We start from the raw sequence: 16292 nt of genomic DNA, 5'->3' as shown, positions 1-16292 counted from the left end.
TATAAAGATCGGATCTTTATATGTTGGGGTTAGTTGTATTCTTGTTTGAAGAGTTTGGTGCCAGAGCTGGTATTAAAGCGGATTATTAGCGTAATAGTGCCTATTTCTTTATCATATCTACATACTCCACTAGAGCACGTTCCAAAGTCCAGCTCTCGCTCAACTTCACCATTAACATCCACCTCAACAGGTGAACTACCAGAATTTATTCCTTTAACTAAGCCAGATGTTTCGTAGAGTACTTCATATTCTAAACTTTCAACTCCCGCCTTATCTAAGCCACTGATTACAAGGGTAGCCTTCGTACGGGCTTTATTTGGTTCAAAATTAACACTAACCTCATCTCCTATAGGGGCAAGTGCTGGAGTCACTGTTGGCTCTGACAGCAATTCTATATCTGAATTGGTATTTTTACCAAATAGAAACCAACCGCCTATTACCAAGAAAATCAAAACCACAACTCCAATAACTAAATTTTTCATAGTATATCATTAATATAATCTACTATTTTATCAATTGCAACTCTACTCTGCGCCATTGTATCTCGTTCTCTGATTGTCACAGCGCCGTCCGTAAGGGTTTCAAAATCTACAGTTATGCACAGTGGTGTTCCAATCTCGTCTTGAGCAAAATATCTTTTACCTATATTACCCCTCTCATCTATAGTGACGCTAAAATATTTTTGCAACTTATCATATATAGCCTTTGCTTTTTCTTTTAATTCTGGCTTATTACCCAAGAGAGGGAAAATAGCTGCAACATAAGGAGCTAGGCTTGGCTTAAGTTTTAGTACTGTCCGTTTTTCTTCCTCTGTATACGCATCAACCAGAACCATCAAAAACAATCTATTTACTCCCACAGCTGGTTCAATTACATGAGGTACTAATTTTTTATTAGTCTGGGGGTCAAGATATCTAAGATCCTGTCCACTTTCCTCCATGTGCTGCTTTAGATCAAAATCTGTGCGATAGGCAATTCCCCATAACTCCTTATATCCAAACGGAAACTTGTAATCCAGATCTTCTGTATGTCTGGAATAGTGCGAGCGTTCATCATCTGTATGCTTTCTCCAACGTAGCTTCGCCTTATCTATCCCTAATTCATCAACTACAAATGTCTGCATTTTATCTTTCCAGCTATTAAACAATTTTCTCCAGTCATCTTGTTCTGGATCAAAAAAATACTCGATCTCAGCCTGCTCAAACTCCAAAGTTCTAAACACGAAATTACCTTTGGTAATCTCATTTCTAAATGATTTACCAATCTGACCTATTCCAAAAGGTAATTTAGGGCGCATACTTTCTACGACCTGCTTAAAATTAACAAATATTCCTTGCGCTGTCTCTCCTCGTAAATAAGCTTTTGACTGATTCTCTGGGACAATACCGATGTTAGTTTCAAATAATAGATTAAAAGCACGTGGAGCAGTCCAATCTATTTTTTTACATTTAGGGCACACAATTCCATGGTTCTGAATAATATCTGCCAAGTCCTGACTAGATAAACCTTCTACCTTTATTTCTTCTTTTTTTTCTTCAAAGTGTTCCTCTATTAGATGGTCTGCTCTTGTACGCAATTTACAGTTACGGCAATCTATAAGCATGTCATTAAAAGTTGAAGTGTGACCCGAAGCCTCCCACACCCTAGGACTCATAAGAATTCCCGAATCAAGCGGAAACATATCTCTTCTTTGAGTAATAAACAGCGTCCACCAACTATCACGAATATTCTTCATTAACATAGTTCCTAACGGTCCGTAATCCCAGGTATTAGCTAATCCACCATAGATCTGACTACCAGGATACACAAATCCGCGTCGCTTACTCAGGGAAACAATTTTTTTCATTAAATCATCCATGATAAGAATTCTATCATAATGTACGTTTAGCTACCTCAATTGAGTTAAACTTGCGTCCAATGATTTGTTGAGCATATTCCATCACATCAACTGACATAGTATCTGATATATATCCGTATTCAGTTAATACTCTTAAAAAGAATCTTTCTATCACCTTATCGCAGTAAGACAAAGTAAGTTCTTCAGATAGCTTATCTATGTGATCAAGCGCCAGCAATAACACATCGTATACTTTTCTGTTTGGAACACCTTCGGGAGATATTTTTTCAATCAACTCACAAAATGCAAACGCCAAATGGACTTTAGCTTCATTTTCTTTAAGGTTTCGATAGTTATTAATACTCTCAACTCCATTAATATAATATGTTCCATTGTTTACCGAAAAATATAGTTTCGACTGATTAAATATCTCAAGATGAGCTGCTCTGCGGCTAGTCATTTTCCTAACTCCTTTTGCAATACCTGTAAGCTTACCTCGTGACCGGGTAAATAATGAAACATATCTATCTGCTTCGCCAAAGTTCGTTCGCTTTAGAATAACTGCTACTGCTTTAAAGGATTCCACTAGAGGGTGAGTTGAAGTTCTTTATCTGTAATAAGATCAAACTCTTCAACCATTTTACCATTCAGTTTAATAATATATTTATGACCTTCTGTACCAGCTTGTTTTTGAATTAACATATTATAGTCCTCAGTAGAGCTCACCTTAAACGGCAACTTATACGAAACTTTTAGCTGCGCTTGTCCCTCAGGTCGCACTGTAAAGAATCCTTCAAAAACCGTCTTTCCTAATTCATTCTTCTCCACTGGATCGGTCTCTGAACCTTTAAAGTCCAGAAGCTGGGATCCTTCTGGTGTGTAAATACGTACCCAGTTTCTAAGCAATCCATTCAAACAAAGGCCTCCGCGCTCTAAGTTACAACCAGGAGAACCTGGTTCTGTATTTTTATAACTTAAGGTTAAAGTCTTTGTAACTGTCCCATCCTTAGCAATATCTATTTCTTGTTCAACCGTATGATTTGTAAACATATTAGATTTTGCTCCAGCAAAGTTAGTATCATTAACATGCAAGTAATCTCCATCAAAATCCTTTATCCTGCCAGCAAAGTTAAGTGCCTCTGCTCCTGCTTGAGCGTCTTTATCATGGAAATATGCAATAAAATGCTTCTGCCCAACTTCGTCAAGTGTCATCTGGAACAATCGACCCCAGTACTGACCAGGAGATACTCCTAACGCTTTTTGCATAATTTGGGACATTAATACTCCAATAATATCTTTTCTATTTTCTCGTATATAGCCGACTCGTTTGTCCGCATATTCCTCCAGTTCATACACCACTTGCGGACAGCCACCGCAACGATCATCGGGTTCAGTTGTAAAAGTTGTACCATATGCATTTATCGGACCAAGAATTTTCATCGACTCTGCCAACATATGCGTATCTAAAGCAAAGATTCCATCTATCTCCAAATTACCCGAAACATCACTATATAACTCCTCAAATAACAACATTGATTCCCTAAAATCTGGAGATAAATTACTGTCTCTTAAGGTTAGCTCATAGACCTCTTTATGATATTTTAATAGCTCTTCAGGAGCGGCAACTTTCTTTCGTCTAGCATTATCTAGATTGTAGATATCATCTGAGCGAATTACCTCAATTTTACCCTTGTGCATCCGGAAGTATGCATAGGCTGTAATAAAGCCACCCGTTGGACGTAGTTCTTTGTCATTCTGAAAAAGGAAAAGATATGTTTTTGCTTCGTCTGCCCCCATTAGATCAGGTAGCGCGGTTAAAAATGGCTTCGCGTCAATAAACAGATCTGCTAGATCGTTAACTTGAGCCTTAGCGTCTACAATCTTAACTCTTACCTCCTGGTCTTTGTACTTTTCTGGATATCTAGCTGGATCAATGCTCCCAATTTCATCTCTTACAATAGTCAATTTTCCTGCAATCTCATCTAACGCTGGGCTCAGTTTACCTATTGTCGTCACAGCTGTTTGCAAGCGATCTTCGGTAGATTTATTTACAAATGAGGTCCCTTCCTCTAAGCCTAATAAATCTGCATATGGCTCAATCGCATCTACCGCAATTTGACCTCCCTCAACAGCTGCTATCCCCGCTGTCACCAAACTTTTCAAATCTTTTTGGTAGGCACCAACAACTGGTAGGGATCCAAACCAGTTAAGCTTACTAACAGAAGCATTAAGAACTGTAAGTTTGTCTTTGGAGTCTTTTAAGCTTTCTTTAGCATCTTTGAGATTTTGCTTTTTTATAGCTGCATTGGTTACCTGAAGTTGATCCTTAGCTACTTTAGCATCTGCATAAATTTGGCGAGCTGGAATACCCACGACTACACCCAAAACAATTAGTAATATAAGCGGAATTCCTAGTAGAGCTGTCAAGATTATTCCAGTTTTTTTACTGAATTTAAGCTTGGGAAAGCCCACCTTAAGTCTCCTTCTGCTTGAACCTTTAGTCTCAACTTGAGCTTCTGGTTGGTTATTTATTTCTATTTTTTTAAAATCCATATTTACACCGCTCCTTTTCCACCAATCATGGCCCAAGGTGTTTTAAGAAGAATAGAAATATCATACAACAATGATCGTTTACTTGCATACTTTGCATCCATAGCAATTCGTTTATCAAAGTTCACCTCAGACCTACCTGATACCTGCCAGATACCAGTGATTCCTGGTTTGATAGAAAGTACCTTCTGCACAGATTTTTGTGTATGTGGATATTTTTTTTGCTGATCCTTTAGTTCGTCAGGATAATAAGCTCTGGGACCAACTAAGCTCATCTCACCACGAATCACATTGATTAGCTGTGGAAGCTCGTCAACAGAATGTTTACGAATAAACTTACCCACTACTGTTACACGTGGATCTTCAACCAACTTGTAACTATTCTTTTTATACTGCTCGTATAATACTCTCAACTTGGGGTCTTTTCTAAGTAAATTATGAGCATCCATAATCATTGAACGAAATTTATACATCTTAAAAGGTACACCATTTTTTCCTACTCGCTCTGGGGTATCTGCAAAGACTGGACCCTTTGTATCCAATTTAATAGCAATTGCCGTAAACAAAGCAATGGGCAAAAAAACAATCATTAAAATTGTTGTACAAACAAGATCAAAAACGCGTTTAAGTTTGGGATACATTATTTATGTAAGATGATCATTATCCGTGCCTACTAAGCTATTCACCAATTCTTTAACTTTTGGTGTAGATTTTTTAGGACAAATCAAGAGCACATCTTCAGTATTTACAATCATCATATGGTCAAGATCTATGGCCGCAACGGTCTGACCCGTATAGCTATATATTAAGCTATCACTGCAATTATTTATAATAACCTTCCCCTTAGTTATATTCTGCCCTGGCTCATCCTCTAATGCCTCTTTTAAAGCCTCCCAGGCACCCACATCGCTCCACCCGATGTCTTCCGCGATTACATATCTATTTCCAGTCTCTATTTTTTCTAGGATTGCATTATCGAAGCTTATTTTTTCTAAAGTTGGATATATCTCCTTAAGCCTTTTTTCATACCCAGCTTTTCCTCTTAATTCGACTATTTTCTGGAGCTTTTCGTACATTTCTGGAACATATTTTTTATACTGCTTAAGTAAAAACTCTGGTGTCGTAACAAAATAACCAAGATTCCAGAGATGTTTACCACTCTTGAAAAACTTATCTGCTGTAACTTTATCTGGTCGATATTTCCAGCTTTTAAATCCATATACATCTATCCCCTCTATCTCATTTTGTTTTTTATCTCTTTCTATCCATCCTAAGTTTTCACTAGCAAAGCGTGGGGTTTGACCAATAAAGACTATACTGTCTTTATCTTTTTCAACTAATTTTCCACCAACTCCTAAGATACGGTTGAATAGCTTCACATTTTTAACCAAATGATCACTCCATAATATTGCAAATGGCTCACCAGGAGCATCTTTACGTAAGATCGCAGATATTAAACCAACAGCTGGACCCACATCACGCATTTCAGGTTCACCAATAATATTATCTTTAGGTATATCTGGAAGCTGATCCGAGACCATATCTACATATGGCATTCCTGTAGATATATATATTTGTTCAGGCGTAAAACTCGATGTTAAACGCTCAACTGATAATTGAAGAGTGGAGCTATTACCTACAATTTGCTCAAATTGTTTGGGGGATTTTTTTCTAGACAGCGGCCACAATCTTGTTCCTACACCACCTGCAAAAATTACTGCTTTCATATGTTTAGTATTTATCTATTGTATGTATTTAACATACTCAACGAATGTTTTTCAAATTTACGCATAAAGTTAAGTTTACTAAATTTTTTACTTTTGCTTCTTATTTCTTTGCTATTATACACAGATGCATCGAAGTCTGCCAAGGCTTCTATAAGCGAGGCAACCGTCTGCTTATTAAAATACTTACCTGTAACTCCGTCTTTCACAATTTCACTAACTCCACCTTTATAAAAAGTTATTACCGGCTTACCCATTGACTGAGCTTCCGCGGCAACCAAACCAAAATCTTCCTCTTGCGGCGCTATGAGAGCTTTGCAACTCTGATAATAACCAGCCAGCTCACCATCATTCACGTCAGATATAAAAGTTGTATTATTACCAGCTAACTTCTGCAAGTAGTCCTTTTCTGATCCTGTTCCAATAATCACAAGCGAGTGTTTTAGTTGCTCACACGCTTTTATCGCTAAATCCACTTTTTTATACTTAACAAGTCGACTAACAACTAAATAATAACCCTTACCCATTTCAGGAGTGTGTATCACGCTCCTGGAATGGGTGTCTGCAAGCTGTGATACGGGGGGATAAATAACTACTGAGTCTCGATTATAGTAGCGCTTTATTCGGTTACTGACATACTCTGAAATAGCAACATAAGCATCTGGTCGTGAGGCAGCCACTTTATCCCATTTTCTAAGGTACGTTAACACAGGATCGGCTACCCACCTAATAGCTGGATGAATGCTATTTCGATACTGCTTATCATTGCTCCATAAATACCTAGTTGGGGTTAGACAGTAACAAATATGGAGAGTTTTGGGCTTAGTTATAATACCTTTTGCCTCAGCTGAAGTTACTGATATAACTAGATCATAATCATCAAATAAAAAGTTTTCAAAACCAAATGGCATCAGCCAAGCAAACAGCTCATGGCGTGTACGAGTAAATATTAACTTATCTATCAGCGAGGGCTTAACTTCAAAAACATCAGCCCATTTCGCAGACTGCGGATTGTATACACCTGTAAACAAAGGTGCATCTGGCCAAATCTCATGAAGAGCTAGCAACACTCTTTCAGCGCCTCCCCATTTGTTTACCCGATCATAAACTAAAGCAACTTTCATATGTTTGAAGGGTCAAAGCAGCCGTATCCTCCCATGAGAATATTGTTACTCTAGCTTTACCTTTTTCTATGAGATTATTACGTTTGTCTCTATCTGCAATCAGCTCCATAAGCTTACTATATAGATCTTGAGAATCTTGGGATTTAAAATATAAAGCAGCATCAAGACAAATTTCACGATGAACAGGAATATCACTGCAAAGAACAGGGCAACCTCTGGCCATTGCTTCGACTGTGGGTAAACTAAACCCCTCCATTAGCGAAGGCTGGATAAGTAACAAAGCTTCTCTATACAAAATTGCCAGCTCATTATCTTCAACATATCCTGTAAAAATAATATTTCTATTCATGTTAGCAGCAATGAACTGGTTGTAAAAATAGTCATACTTACCAACTAGTATCAACTTAAGATTACCCTCTCTAATCTTATCAAAAGTCACAAGCAGAGTTTCAAGATTTTTATGTGGGTATGCATTGCCCACATATAACAAATATTGCTGACCTTTAAGTTGATATCTATTTAAAACATCTCCTCCTCCAGTAGCTTCGCTTAGTTTCTTATCAACACCTTCATATATTACAGATATTTTCTCTGGTCCTATATTATATGCTTGAAGCAACTGTTCTTTAACAGCAAAACTTGGCACAATTACTCTGCATGCGCGTCTCACCGCGAGACTTAATACCAATAAATATGCCATTCTCTTCAACCAATACAATACTGGATTCAGCGTACTTGCTCTACCTGTAGCATAAGTATTAATAATAAGATCGTGTACAGTCATCACATATTTTCCAGAGTAAAAAATAGGGACATTGAAGTAAGGAAAATGAACCAAGTTATATTTATTTCCTAATAAAAATGGCATTATAAGCTGCTCTTTAATTGAGTGCCATTTAATATCTGGGCTAATTGAAACATATTCATGGCCGCTATTAAGCTTCCTAAGATTAAGCAATAAATTCCGTATGTATCTACCTACACCGCTCTCATTTTGTAAGCGAGTATCAATTCCAATTCTCATATACCCACTTTAATTACTTTGATTATTCGAATAAACGAAGTAACAATTAATGTTAATATTTTGGGATACTTGTTAGTATAGTGTTTCTTATAAAAAATAATCATTGCATCGAATCTTGCTTCCTGTGCCCTTTTTTTAGTCAATCTATCTACGTTTGAATAATTACTAGACTTCTTTTTAATTCCTCCAGATACTCCCTTATGATGCAGTACTACAACATCGGGATTAAATACTATCTTATTTCCTCTCTCTTTGGCCTTATAACAAAAATCCAGATCTTCACCATACCAAAAAAAATCTTCATCCCACCAGCCTATATCTTCGCCTACTTTTTTTCTTACTAACATCGCCGCGCCTACGCACGCATCAATTTCGTGTATCTTATCTAGACTCCTATAGCCTAAGTGATAACCATTAAACAGCAACGAGCGTGGGAACATCGAAGCTAATCCAGAAAAATGACAAAAAGCATTCCAGGGAGTTGGAAATCCCCGATGACATGCATCGTCAATTAAACCATCTGTTAATTTAACATACGGAGTTAAAATACCCACATCTGGATTGCTTTCTAGATAACTGACCATCTTAGACAACCCACTGGGTAAAACTTCTGTGTCGGGATTTAGAAACAGATAATAATCAGCCTCACCGGCTCGCTTAATTCCTATATTATTGGCACGGGAAAATCCGGTATTTTCATCCAGCTTAACCCATGTAACATCTTGAAATAACACTTTAAGCTCCGCTACTGTTCCATCTGTTGACGCATTATCTACCACAACAATAGATAAGTCTTTAGTAGGATAATTACTCTTGCTTAACGTCTTTAAACACTTCTGAAGATACGGTTTTGTATTATAACTAACAATAATTACTGCCAATTTCATTTCACTAAATTTTTATAAATTGATCTTAATTTTGAGCCTATCATATTCCAGCTATACTCTTTCTCAACAAGTTCTCTTGCTCTTTTGGACATCTCTTCAGCTGTATTTTGAGACTTTAGAATATTTTCTATTGCCAATGCTACATCTCTCTTATCTTTAAATACAACAAGTTCCTTTCCGGGTTTAGCATTTAATCCCTGTATCCCCGTAGGCGTTGTAAGCACAATTACACCAGTAGCCATTGCCTCAAGTATCTTAAACTGAGTTCCCGAGCTTATACGAAGCGGTGCAAGCAGCATATCTGCATCGGAATATACTTCACGAATATCTTCAACATCTCTTTGGATAGTTACACCATAGCTTTTTTCAAGATTCTCTGGAATATTCTTGCCAACTATAGTCAATGTTGAATTAGGATACTTGGCTCTTATTGCTGGGTATATATCTTTTAACAACCAGCTAATTGCATCACTATTCTGAAGATAGGCATAATCTCCTACATACAATAACTTTAACTTATTTATATCTATGGTTGGACTTTCGTAGCAAAAATAATCAATATCCACTCCATTTGGAATCTCGTACACTGATTTCGTAGTATGTTCGCTAATTGTAGCCTTATCAGACAGGCAAACCGCAAGTAACGCGTCGGCTTTTTTCCAACTAGACTGCTCAAACATCCTTGTTCGAAAAGCTTCCAGTTGCAGTGGAAATCTACTAGTAAAAGATTTCATCTCGAAATGCCCTTGATATATCTTCCATTCAATATTTTCTGTGCCCAAAACCTGGGTAACGTTGTAATCTCCCAAGAGATGACTTGTATAGAATGATTCCAGATGTAGTAGGTCGTAGATGCCAGTTTGTAATTCTTTATCCAGCTCTTGGCTAAGACCGGAGTGGTAGTAATGTGAGATATGCGCAGTGAGATTTGGATGCAAAATCGTATTAACTATATGCTTTAGTGAAAATACAGCTACTCGCTTGAAGAGATGAACGTTAGCACAGTATTTACGCAGTTCATCCACATAACTTAGCTGAGAGTTATCACGGTAGTAAGAAAACAATGTCACCTCATTCTCTTTAGCTAGTTCCTTTATTAAGTTATATGCACGAACTTTTCCTCCCGCATCAAGTGGATACGGTAGATCATAAGTGACAAATAGAATTTTCATTTTAGCGAAATAATAATATACCCTTCCCCTTCTTCAACAACTGTATATTTTTCAGCAAGCGTTCTAGGCTCTATATCTAATGGATCAATTGAAACATAGGCAGTTGCCCCTTTTTCTATTTTATCTTCTATTTCAAACCCTATTGGCCAACCCGCGCGATTAGTCTGATACAAAAAAGCCGTATCTCCACCGTACGGTGCTATGACTTTTGCATCGCTGGGCAATAAATTATCAACCACTTTACCCACCTCAACCATTTTCATATTATTAATCCAGTAATATGTCCGAATTTCGTGCCAAGAAAGAACTACTGACAATCCCATAATAACTATTACAAAAGCGTAAGAAACAAATCGCTCGACATAGGTTTTTTTATCTTTTATAAGATACTCAATACCTACAGCCACAGCAAAGAAAAGAGCAGGCAATATCATCACTTGATAATAGTCGTGCTTAACATTACCTGTTGCGAATACAACCAGATATATTCCAGCCCCCACTACAAACCAGAGCAATGGCTTTAGTTTTGAATTAGTTAGCATCCACAAAACTCCCATTGCTAGAGGAACAACTCCCCAGTATCCAAGTATTAATTTAGCTATTCGCTCTCCGAATAACCAGTAAAACCACGCACCTTTTAATCGGATTCCATCACCATTTAATAACCACATGTTCGCGGGAATACCTTCGGGATATGAAGCTATCCAGTTTCTCCACCAGATAAATGGAACAAACATTAAGATAGCCAAAAGATATGGCCAAATTGAAAAGATACCCCTAATACCTTTAAATCTAACCCAAGCAAAATATATCATCGGCAACATGATAAAAGCAGCTGTTGGCTTAACCAGTAGCACAAGTGCTCCAACAACCCCAGATGAAATCACTGCTACTAAGTTACTCTTCACACGAATTAAAAGGTAAATAGATAGCAATGCTAAGAAGACCGCTGTTGCTTCAGGTAAAATTACTCTACCATAATATACAGAGTACGGAAAAACTCCGTAGCCTAATGCAGACATCAGTCCTACTCGTTTATTTACCACATGGACCCCAAGAAGATAAATCAGCAGTACAGATCCAGTTGAGAAAGATATACTTATTAATCTGAGCCATACCTCAATTGACCATACACCAAACGCTTGTTTTAAGCCAACTGCTACAAACTGGTAGATAGGAAACTCCACCATTCTCCAACCCATCGGATTGTCCAGACCAGAGGATATATTAGACAAATCATCATAACGAGGATGAAGAACATCGACTCCAAACTTCTCAAAGTTTCGCGCTACAGCTGCGGTATCTGCCTGACGCCAAGAGTGCCAGTCTGCAACCGGACTATTTATTCCGCGTAATCTCAATACCACCGCCAAAATTAGAATTATTAGCAGCGCTATCCTGTATTTCATTCAACAATAACAAACTCTTTTTCAAATTTCACTATTTCATGCTTAACCAATTCTATTTTTCCATCGCGAAAGATAAATACATATGAATTACCCGCAGTATCAGCAAGTCTAAATCCCTCGCCAATTGAAGAAACTTCGTGGATTTCTAAACGTGGATCTTGCCAACTATGCCAAAAAGCATCAGCTAACCCAACTGGAAACACCCAAGCTGTACCATATCGAATTGGTCTATCTACAAAGTAAAAACGTCCTTTACTAGCAAAAGGGAAATATTTATTCTTCAAACTCAACAGAGTGTTCTGGACTATCTCACCAGCCTGAACCCAGTCCCTATTAGACTCTCCAAGCTGTCGATAATTAAAGCTAAGTGTCGCAATAAATATAAAACTTGTGACAATTATTGCAAGCAAAAAATTAACTTTTCTAAGCTGATCATAAGCCATCTTAAGAACATAGATATATACTATTGCAAAGCCAGGTGCGGCCAAATAACTATACCTTATGCTAACATTACCCAATCCTAAAAATGGCATTAGAGCAATAATGGAATATCCAATTCCAAACAAAAGTAGCTTAGGAACATACTGTCTGCGTCTAATCATCACAGTAATAAATATCAGTCCAGACATTGCAACTAGGACTGTAACAGCTATCATTGTTTTAACCTCGCTATTTAAAAGATATCTTAGGCTATTAAACCAATCACCTGCCCAGCGTGGTCCCGTCACAAACATAACTAGATACGCCAAGGCATTACCAACAACATTAACTGGTAATTTTAACCAGTTATAGTTATAGTCACCAGCTAACCCATGCGCAGAAGCAAAATATCTCGCTACTACATACGCTGGCATTAATAACAAGTTAGGTATTAAACGCCATATCTTACGACTTCCATATATTAACTCCCACAAAACTAATAATAGTGGAGCCGTAATCCCTCCCTCATAGGCCAGCATTGCAATAATATTTAAGACAAACACCAAAACACCCAGGAATATTTTATTATGTAATCTTGCCTGACTATATAGATAGGTAGACCACACCATAGTCATCACAGCTAACATATTACCCAGTGAAGAAGCCCAAAATATGGACTCTGAATTACTTGCTAGAAAAAGAAAAATAAAGGCTGGAACAAGGGCTAAGCGCCTGTTTTTTATAAGCTGATCGCTCAATAAATACACTCCTACAGTTGCAGTAAGATGAACCACTAGACTCACGAAATGATACCCCATAGGCTGCAGCCAAAAAACATTAAACATCACTAGATACAGCAATTTTTGCAATGGTCGATAAAAGAACCCATCTGCATATAAAAAGTACGCCAAACTATCCTCAAATCCATCTTCTGCTGCCCATCGTAACCACGTAAAATCATCACCTGTAAAATAATTTTTCAGAAACGGTAGAAAGGAAACTAAACCAATTGTCAAAAGTCCAACAATTAACACAGGTTTCGAGATGATTAACCTTATTAGCTCCTTTAGATAATTAAACTTACCCTTATAACTAACCACCAAAGCACCCAATCCTAACCCCATCAATATCCAGAGTGTGTATGCAATCTTTGAAGCTTCAAATACATCAATAAGAAGTGCATTAAATGCTAAGCCAATAATCCCCCCAGCTATGCCTAACGCAAAATTTCTAGAAAGCTTATGATCCACTTTTTTATAGCTACGCATAATCACTACTCCAGCGGCAAAGAAAACCCCTAGAAAAGTCAAGGTTCCTAAGATTCCTGTCTCCCCTAGCATTCGATAGTAATCATTATCTGTTGCTAGACTTATGGTAGAGAAACCACTACCAAGGATGGGATTACGACGGAAAGCATCCATTGCTCGTGGCCATTCACCTTGAAATCGCGTTGTAAATGAAATGTCATAAACTAAAGCTTTGCGTATCAAAAACCTCCCAGAAACCGTCGCCAGTTTTGCTCCACCTGTAGCCGCAAGCTCTTGAGTAGCGTATGTTTTATATGTTAATTGGCGAACTTCAATTCTCTCGCTCGGCTCATACCTACTTAATAAACCTGAACCAGCACTATTACCTCCGCCTCCACTTCCTCCTCCTCCAGGTAATCCTATAAATCCTGATCCTACCGGCAGTCTTTCTTTGGTAACTTCCTGTGATTCAGCAATAGCTATTCCTGTTTCTTTGTCTATATCCTCAACTGCGGCTATAGGTTGCCCTGTTTCCATATTAAAAGCAACATCTCTTATTCGAAATGTTTTATATAATCTCTCAGAAGAGCCAGATAGATTATTCATTAGCACAAAACTTATAATTAATATCGGTATAAGAAGTAATTTCTTTCGCATAAAGATCATGGTAGAACTAACCGCTAAAAAATATGCCGCGATTGAGACTCTAGACTCCGTAAACAGCAACACAATATACGAAAATGTAGATAATAGCGTCAGTCCTATCTTTAAACTAATTCGTTTTACAGAAAATATTGCCGCCAATATAACAGGAATAACAAGCACCATATAAGCCGCCAAATCATAGTGCCCAGCAAATGTTGCTGTAATTCGCGCAGTCGGTGGTAGATAAAGGAGCTTACCTTTAGCAAACTCTTCATTCATCGTTATTACTGCTGGAAATCCAGCGAATCTTTGTCCTACTGCATATATAATAATCGCAAAAACCGTCAAACATAATGTTATTAAATACAACTTAACATCGGATTTTGACTTTATGCTATTAAATGCAATAAAAAATACCACCATATATTCAATTCGACGCAGGTAATGCAAAACTGACAAGTTTGGGAAAACATGAGGCAAGCTTCCCAAAATAAAAAACAGAGCATATATGGTTGTTAACAATCCAGCTATCCAGTACAGAGCGATTGGCTTTGTGAGAGGAGTTTTTAGCGTTACTTTCCAACGCAAAACCTGAATACCAAATATTAAACTAGAAAGAGCAATTACAATATCATCCCAACGAATATATACCCAGGTATTCTTCAGATCTAATAAAGGAAATTTTGGATACAGTGGAATAAATGCAATCAAGAAAACCACCACCACTTTTAAGATATTGTCATCTAACCAATTTAGCCATTTTTTCATCATATTGCTTCCCGCATTGCTTGCTTATAACTTATCCGCATATTCCTATTACGCACCAACATACCAACTATTATACCTAATAATCCTTTCAACAATAACATTAGTTGAAGAACCAACAAGTTTGCACCCTTATGATGCTTCCTATAAAAATACACCAGACCCTTAAATATATTAATTACCGGAGCACGATTGCTTTTTGAGCTTGCAGCTCCATGATGAATAAACTTTGCATCGGGATAAAAGTATGTCCGGTATCCTTTTTTAGAAGCCCTATAAAGAATATCTATCTCATCCATATACATGAAAATCGATTCATCAAATCCACCGATCTTATTAAAAATATCTTTTTCTAACATTAAGCAAGCCCCAGAAACCCAATCTACTTTTTTAACCACGTCTGGTGAATATCTTGTTAATCCCCAGTGATCACCACGCAAGAATAATACACCAAACGATACAGGTAATGAATAAAATGGTCCACAGGAAGGTTGCGCTGATTTTCCACCAGTATTTAACAGTTTGCCTCCTGCAATACTAGCATCAACATTCTGATCAATAAAGCGATGAAGTTTATCTATCGCACTATCTAATACAACTATATCTGAATTAAGAAAAAGTAAATATTTACCCTTTGCCCTGCGAGCTGCTAAATTGTTTGCTTTGGAATATCCCATATTTTTTTTGCTTTCTATGAGCTTTACAGCTTTAAACTGCTTATCTACCATTGCTACGCTGTCATCGGTTGACGCATTATCCACCACGATAAGCTCAAATCTTAGATTAGAGTTTTGCAGACCGAAAAACACAGACTGGAGACATTCTTCTAGTAGCTTTACTGTATTGTAGCTTAAGATTATTATCGAAAGGTCCATTATTGAAAATTACGCGCACGTCCAAGTATGTATTGAGGGTCCACAAGTTTCCTATCACGTATATTAATAGCCGGAACACCTCCTACAACAGTAAAAGGAGCTACGTCTTTTGACACAACTGCTCCCGCGGCAACTATTGCTCCTTCTCCTATCGTCACACCTGGTAAAATAATAGCTCTGGGTCCAATAAATACATAATTTCCAATATTCACTGGTTTAAATACTGCTTTGAATTTTGGATCATCAATATCATGTTGGGACGAATAAATCATTACTTCCGCGGCAACGTCTACATGATTGCCCAGAGTGATCGGAGCCCTACCATCTAAAAATACATTATTTCCGACAATTGTGTCTTCTCCTATTGATATTCCAGCTGGCTCAAAAAAACAAGCCCACATGTGAATATTCGAGCCCTTGCCTATTTTCATACCCGAAAGTCTATAGAAGAGCTTACGGAAACTGTGAAATGGTACGTGCCCAATCCAGCGTAGAATCATAAGTTCTAGATCCAATAGAATACCATCTATCCTATTCATTCCTTTTTGTAGAACCTCACCTGAACTTAATTTATCTCCATATTTATCTTTCATATAATTAATAAAGATCCGAT

At 37.4% G+C, this 16292-nt stretch carries 14 protein-coding genes; all 14 read right to left on the bottom strand.

All coding sequences use genetic code 11. The features are described from left to right. Nucleotides 1-29 precede the first annotated feature (29 nt). The 14 genes from CO050_01340 to CO050_01275 are packed head-to-tail and all read right to left on the bottom strand — an operon-like array spanning nt 30 to nt 16272. Entirely contained in the window at nt 30-482 is a 453-nt protein-coding gene (locus CO050_01340) for a hypothetical protein (GenBank protein PJC32122.1), read from the bottom strand. Further along, a complete protein-coding gene (locus tag CO050_01335) occupies nt 479-1846 on the bottom strand; it encodes a glycine--tRNA ligase (protein ID PJC32168.1) in 1368 nt (455 codons plus the stop codon). The genes CO050_01340 and CO050_01335 overlap by 4 nt, the downstream gene beginning before the upstream one ends. A 25-nt stretch (nt 1847-1871) precedes the next feature. Then, nucleotides 1872-2423 carry a DNA repair protein RecO gene (gene recO / locus CO050_01330; protein ID PJC32121.1) on the bottom strand — a complete coding sequence of 184 codons (552 nt, stop codon included), beginning with the start codon at nt 2421-2423 and terminating at the stop codon, nt 1872-1874. After that, the gene (locus CO050_01325; protein ID PJC32120.1) at nt 2423-4390 is read right to left on the bottom strand and encodes a hypothetical protein; all 1968 of its coding nucleotides are present in this window, start codon (nt 4388-4390) and stop codon (nt 2423-2425) included. Before CO050_01325 ends, recO begins: the two co-directional genes overlap by 1 nt. A 2-nt stretch (nt 4391-4392) precedes the next feature. After that, complete coding sequence (locus tag CO050_01320) at nt 4393-5028, bottom strand: hypothetical protein (GenBank protein ID PJC32119.1); 636 nt, start codon at nt 5026-5028, stop codon at nt 4393-4395. A gap of 3 nt (nt 5029-5031) precedes the next feature. Further along, nucleotides 5032-6114 carry a hypothetical protein gene (locus tag CO050_01315; GenBank protein ID PJC32118.1) on the bottom strand — a complete coding sequence of 361 codons (1083 nt, stop codon included), beginning with the start codon at nt 6112-6114 and terminating at the stop codon, nt 5032-5034. A gap of 11 nt (nt 6115-6125) precedes the next feature. After that, the gene (locus tag CO050_01310; GenBank protein PJC32117.1) at nt 6126-7235 is read right to left on the bottom strand and encodes a glycosyltransferase family 4 protein; all 1110 of its coding nucleotides are present in this window, start codon (nt 7233-7235) and stop codon (nt 6126-6128) included. Continuing rightward, complete coding sequence (locus CO050_01305) at nt 7213-8259, bottom strand: hypothetical protein (GenBank protein ID PJC32116.1); 1047 nt, start codon at nt 8257-8259, stop codon at nt 7213-7215. The genes CO050_01310 and CO050_01305 overlap by 23 nt, the downstream gene beginning before the upstream one ends. Next, complete coding sequence (locus tag CO050_01300) at nt 8256-9146, bottom strand: glycosyl transferase family 2 (GenBank protein ID PJC32115.1); 891 nt, start codon at nt 9144-9146, stop codon at nt 8256-8258. Before CO050_01300 ends, CO050_01305 begins: the two co-directional genes overlap by 4 nt. Continuing rightward, nucleotides 9143-10318 (bottom strand): hypothetical protein, encoded by a 1176-nt coding sequence (locus tag CO050_01295; GenBank protein PJC32114.1) that lies wholly within the window; start codon nt 10316-10318, stop codon nt 9143-9145. The genes CO050_01300 and CO050_01295 overlap by 4 nt, the downstream gene beginning before the upstream one ends. Further along, nucleotides 10315-11727: a hypothetical protein gene (locus CO050_01290; GenBank protein PJC32113.1), complete on the bottom strand. Its 1413-nt coding sequence runs from the start codon at nt 11725-11727 to the stop codon at nt 10315-10317. The genes CO050_01295 and CO050_01290 overlap by 4 nt, the downstream gene beginning before the upstream one ends. Continuing rightward, a complete protein-coding gene (locus CO050_01285) occupies nt 11724-14810 on the bottom strand; it encodes a hypothetical protein (GenBank protein ID PJC32112.1) in 3087 nt (1028 codons plus the stop codon). Before CO050_01285 ends, CO050_01290 begins: the two co-directional genes overlap by 4 nt. Then, nucleotides 14807-15679 carry a hypothetical protein gene (locus CO050_01280; GenBank protein PJC32111.1) on the bottom strand — a complete coding sequence of 291 codons (873 nt, stop codon included), beginning with the start codon at nt 15677-15679 and terminating at the stop codon, nt 14807-14809. The genes CO050_01285 and CO050_01280 overlap by 4 nt, the downstream gene beginning before the upstream one ends. Continuing rightward, nucleotides 15679-16272: an acyltransferase gene (locus CO050_01275; protein ID PJC32110.1), complete on the bottom strand. Its 594-nt coding sequence runs from the start codon at nt 16270-16272 to the stop codon at nt 15679-15681. The genes CO050_01280 and CO050_01275 overlap by 1 nt, the downstream gene beginning before the upstream one ends. Between the last annotated feature and the right edge of the window lie 20 nt (nt 16273-16292).

Source organism: Candidatus Roizmanbacteria bacterium CG_4_9_14_0_2_um_filter_38_17, from assembly GCA_002788855.1.
Taxonomy (GTDB): Bacteria; Patescibacteriota; Microgenomatia.
Note: the sequence above shows the minus strand (reverse complement) of the source record. Positions and strands in the feature narration are given on the sequence as shown.

Bases quoted from the DNA above. Each gene is read 5' to 3' on its own strand.
- CO050_01325 (PJC32120.1), bottom strand. From the start codon at position 4,390: ATGGATTTTAAAAAAATAGAAATAAATAACCAACCAGAAGCTCAAGTT.
- CO050_01290 (PJC32113.1), bottom strand. From the start codon at position 11,727: ATGAAATACAGGATAGCGCTGCTAATAATTCTAATTTTGGCGGTGGTA.
- CO050_01335 (PJC32168.1), bottom strand. From the start codon at position 1,846: ATGAAAAAAATTGTTTCCCTGAGTAAGCGACGCGGATTTGTGTATCCT.
- CO050_01295 (PJC32114.1), bottom strand. From the start codon at position 10,318: ATGAAAATTCTATTTGTCACTTATGATCTACCGTATCCACTTGATGCG.
- CO050_01275 (PJC32110.1), bottom strand. From the start codon at position 16,272: ATGAAAGATAAATATGGAGATAAATTAAGTTCAGGTGAGGTTCTACAA.
- CO050_01280 (PJC32111.1), bottom strand. From the start codon at position 15,679: ATGGACCTTTCGATAATAATCTTAAGCTACAATACAGTAAAGCTACTA.
- CO050_01285 (PJC32112.1), bottom strand. From the start codon at position 14,810: ATGATGAAAAAATGGCTAAATTGGTTAGATGACAATATCTTAAAAGTG.
- CO050_01315 (PJC32118.1), bottom strand. From the start codon at position 6,114: ATGAAAGCAGTAATTTTTGCAGGTGGTGTAGGAACAAGATTGTGGCCG.
- CO050_01300 (PJC32115.1), bottom strand. From the start codon at position 9,146: ATGAAATTGGCAGTAATTATTGTTAGTTATAATACAAAACCGTATCTT.
- CO050_01320 (PJC32119.1), bottom strand. From the start codon at position 5,028: ATGTATCCCAAACTTAAACGCGTTTTTGATCTTGTTTGTACAACAATT.
- CO050_01305 (PJC32116.1), bottom strand. From the start codon at position 8,259: ATGAGAATTGGAATTGATACTCGCTTACAAAATGAGAGCGGTGTAGGT.
- CO050_01310 (PJC32117.1), bottom strand. From the start codon at position 7,235: ATGAAAGTTGCTTTAGTTTATGATCGGGTAAACAAATGGGGAGGCGCT.
- CO050_01340 (PJC32122.1), bottom strand. From the start codon at position 482: ATGAAAAATTTAGTTATTGGAGTTGTGGTTTTGATTTTCTTGGTAATA.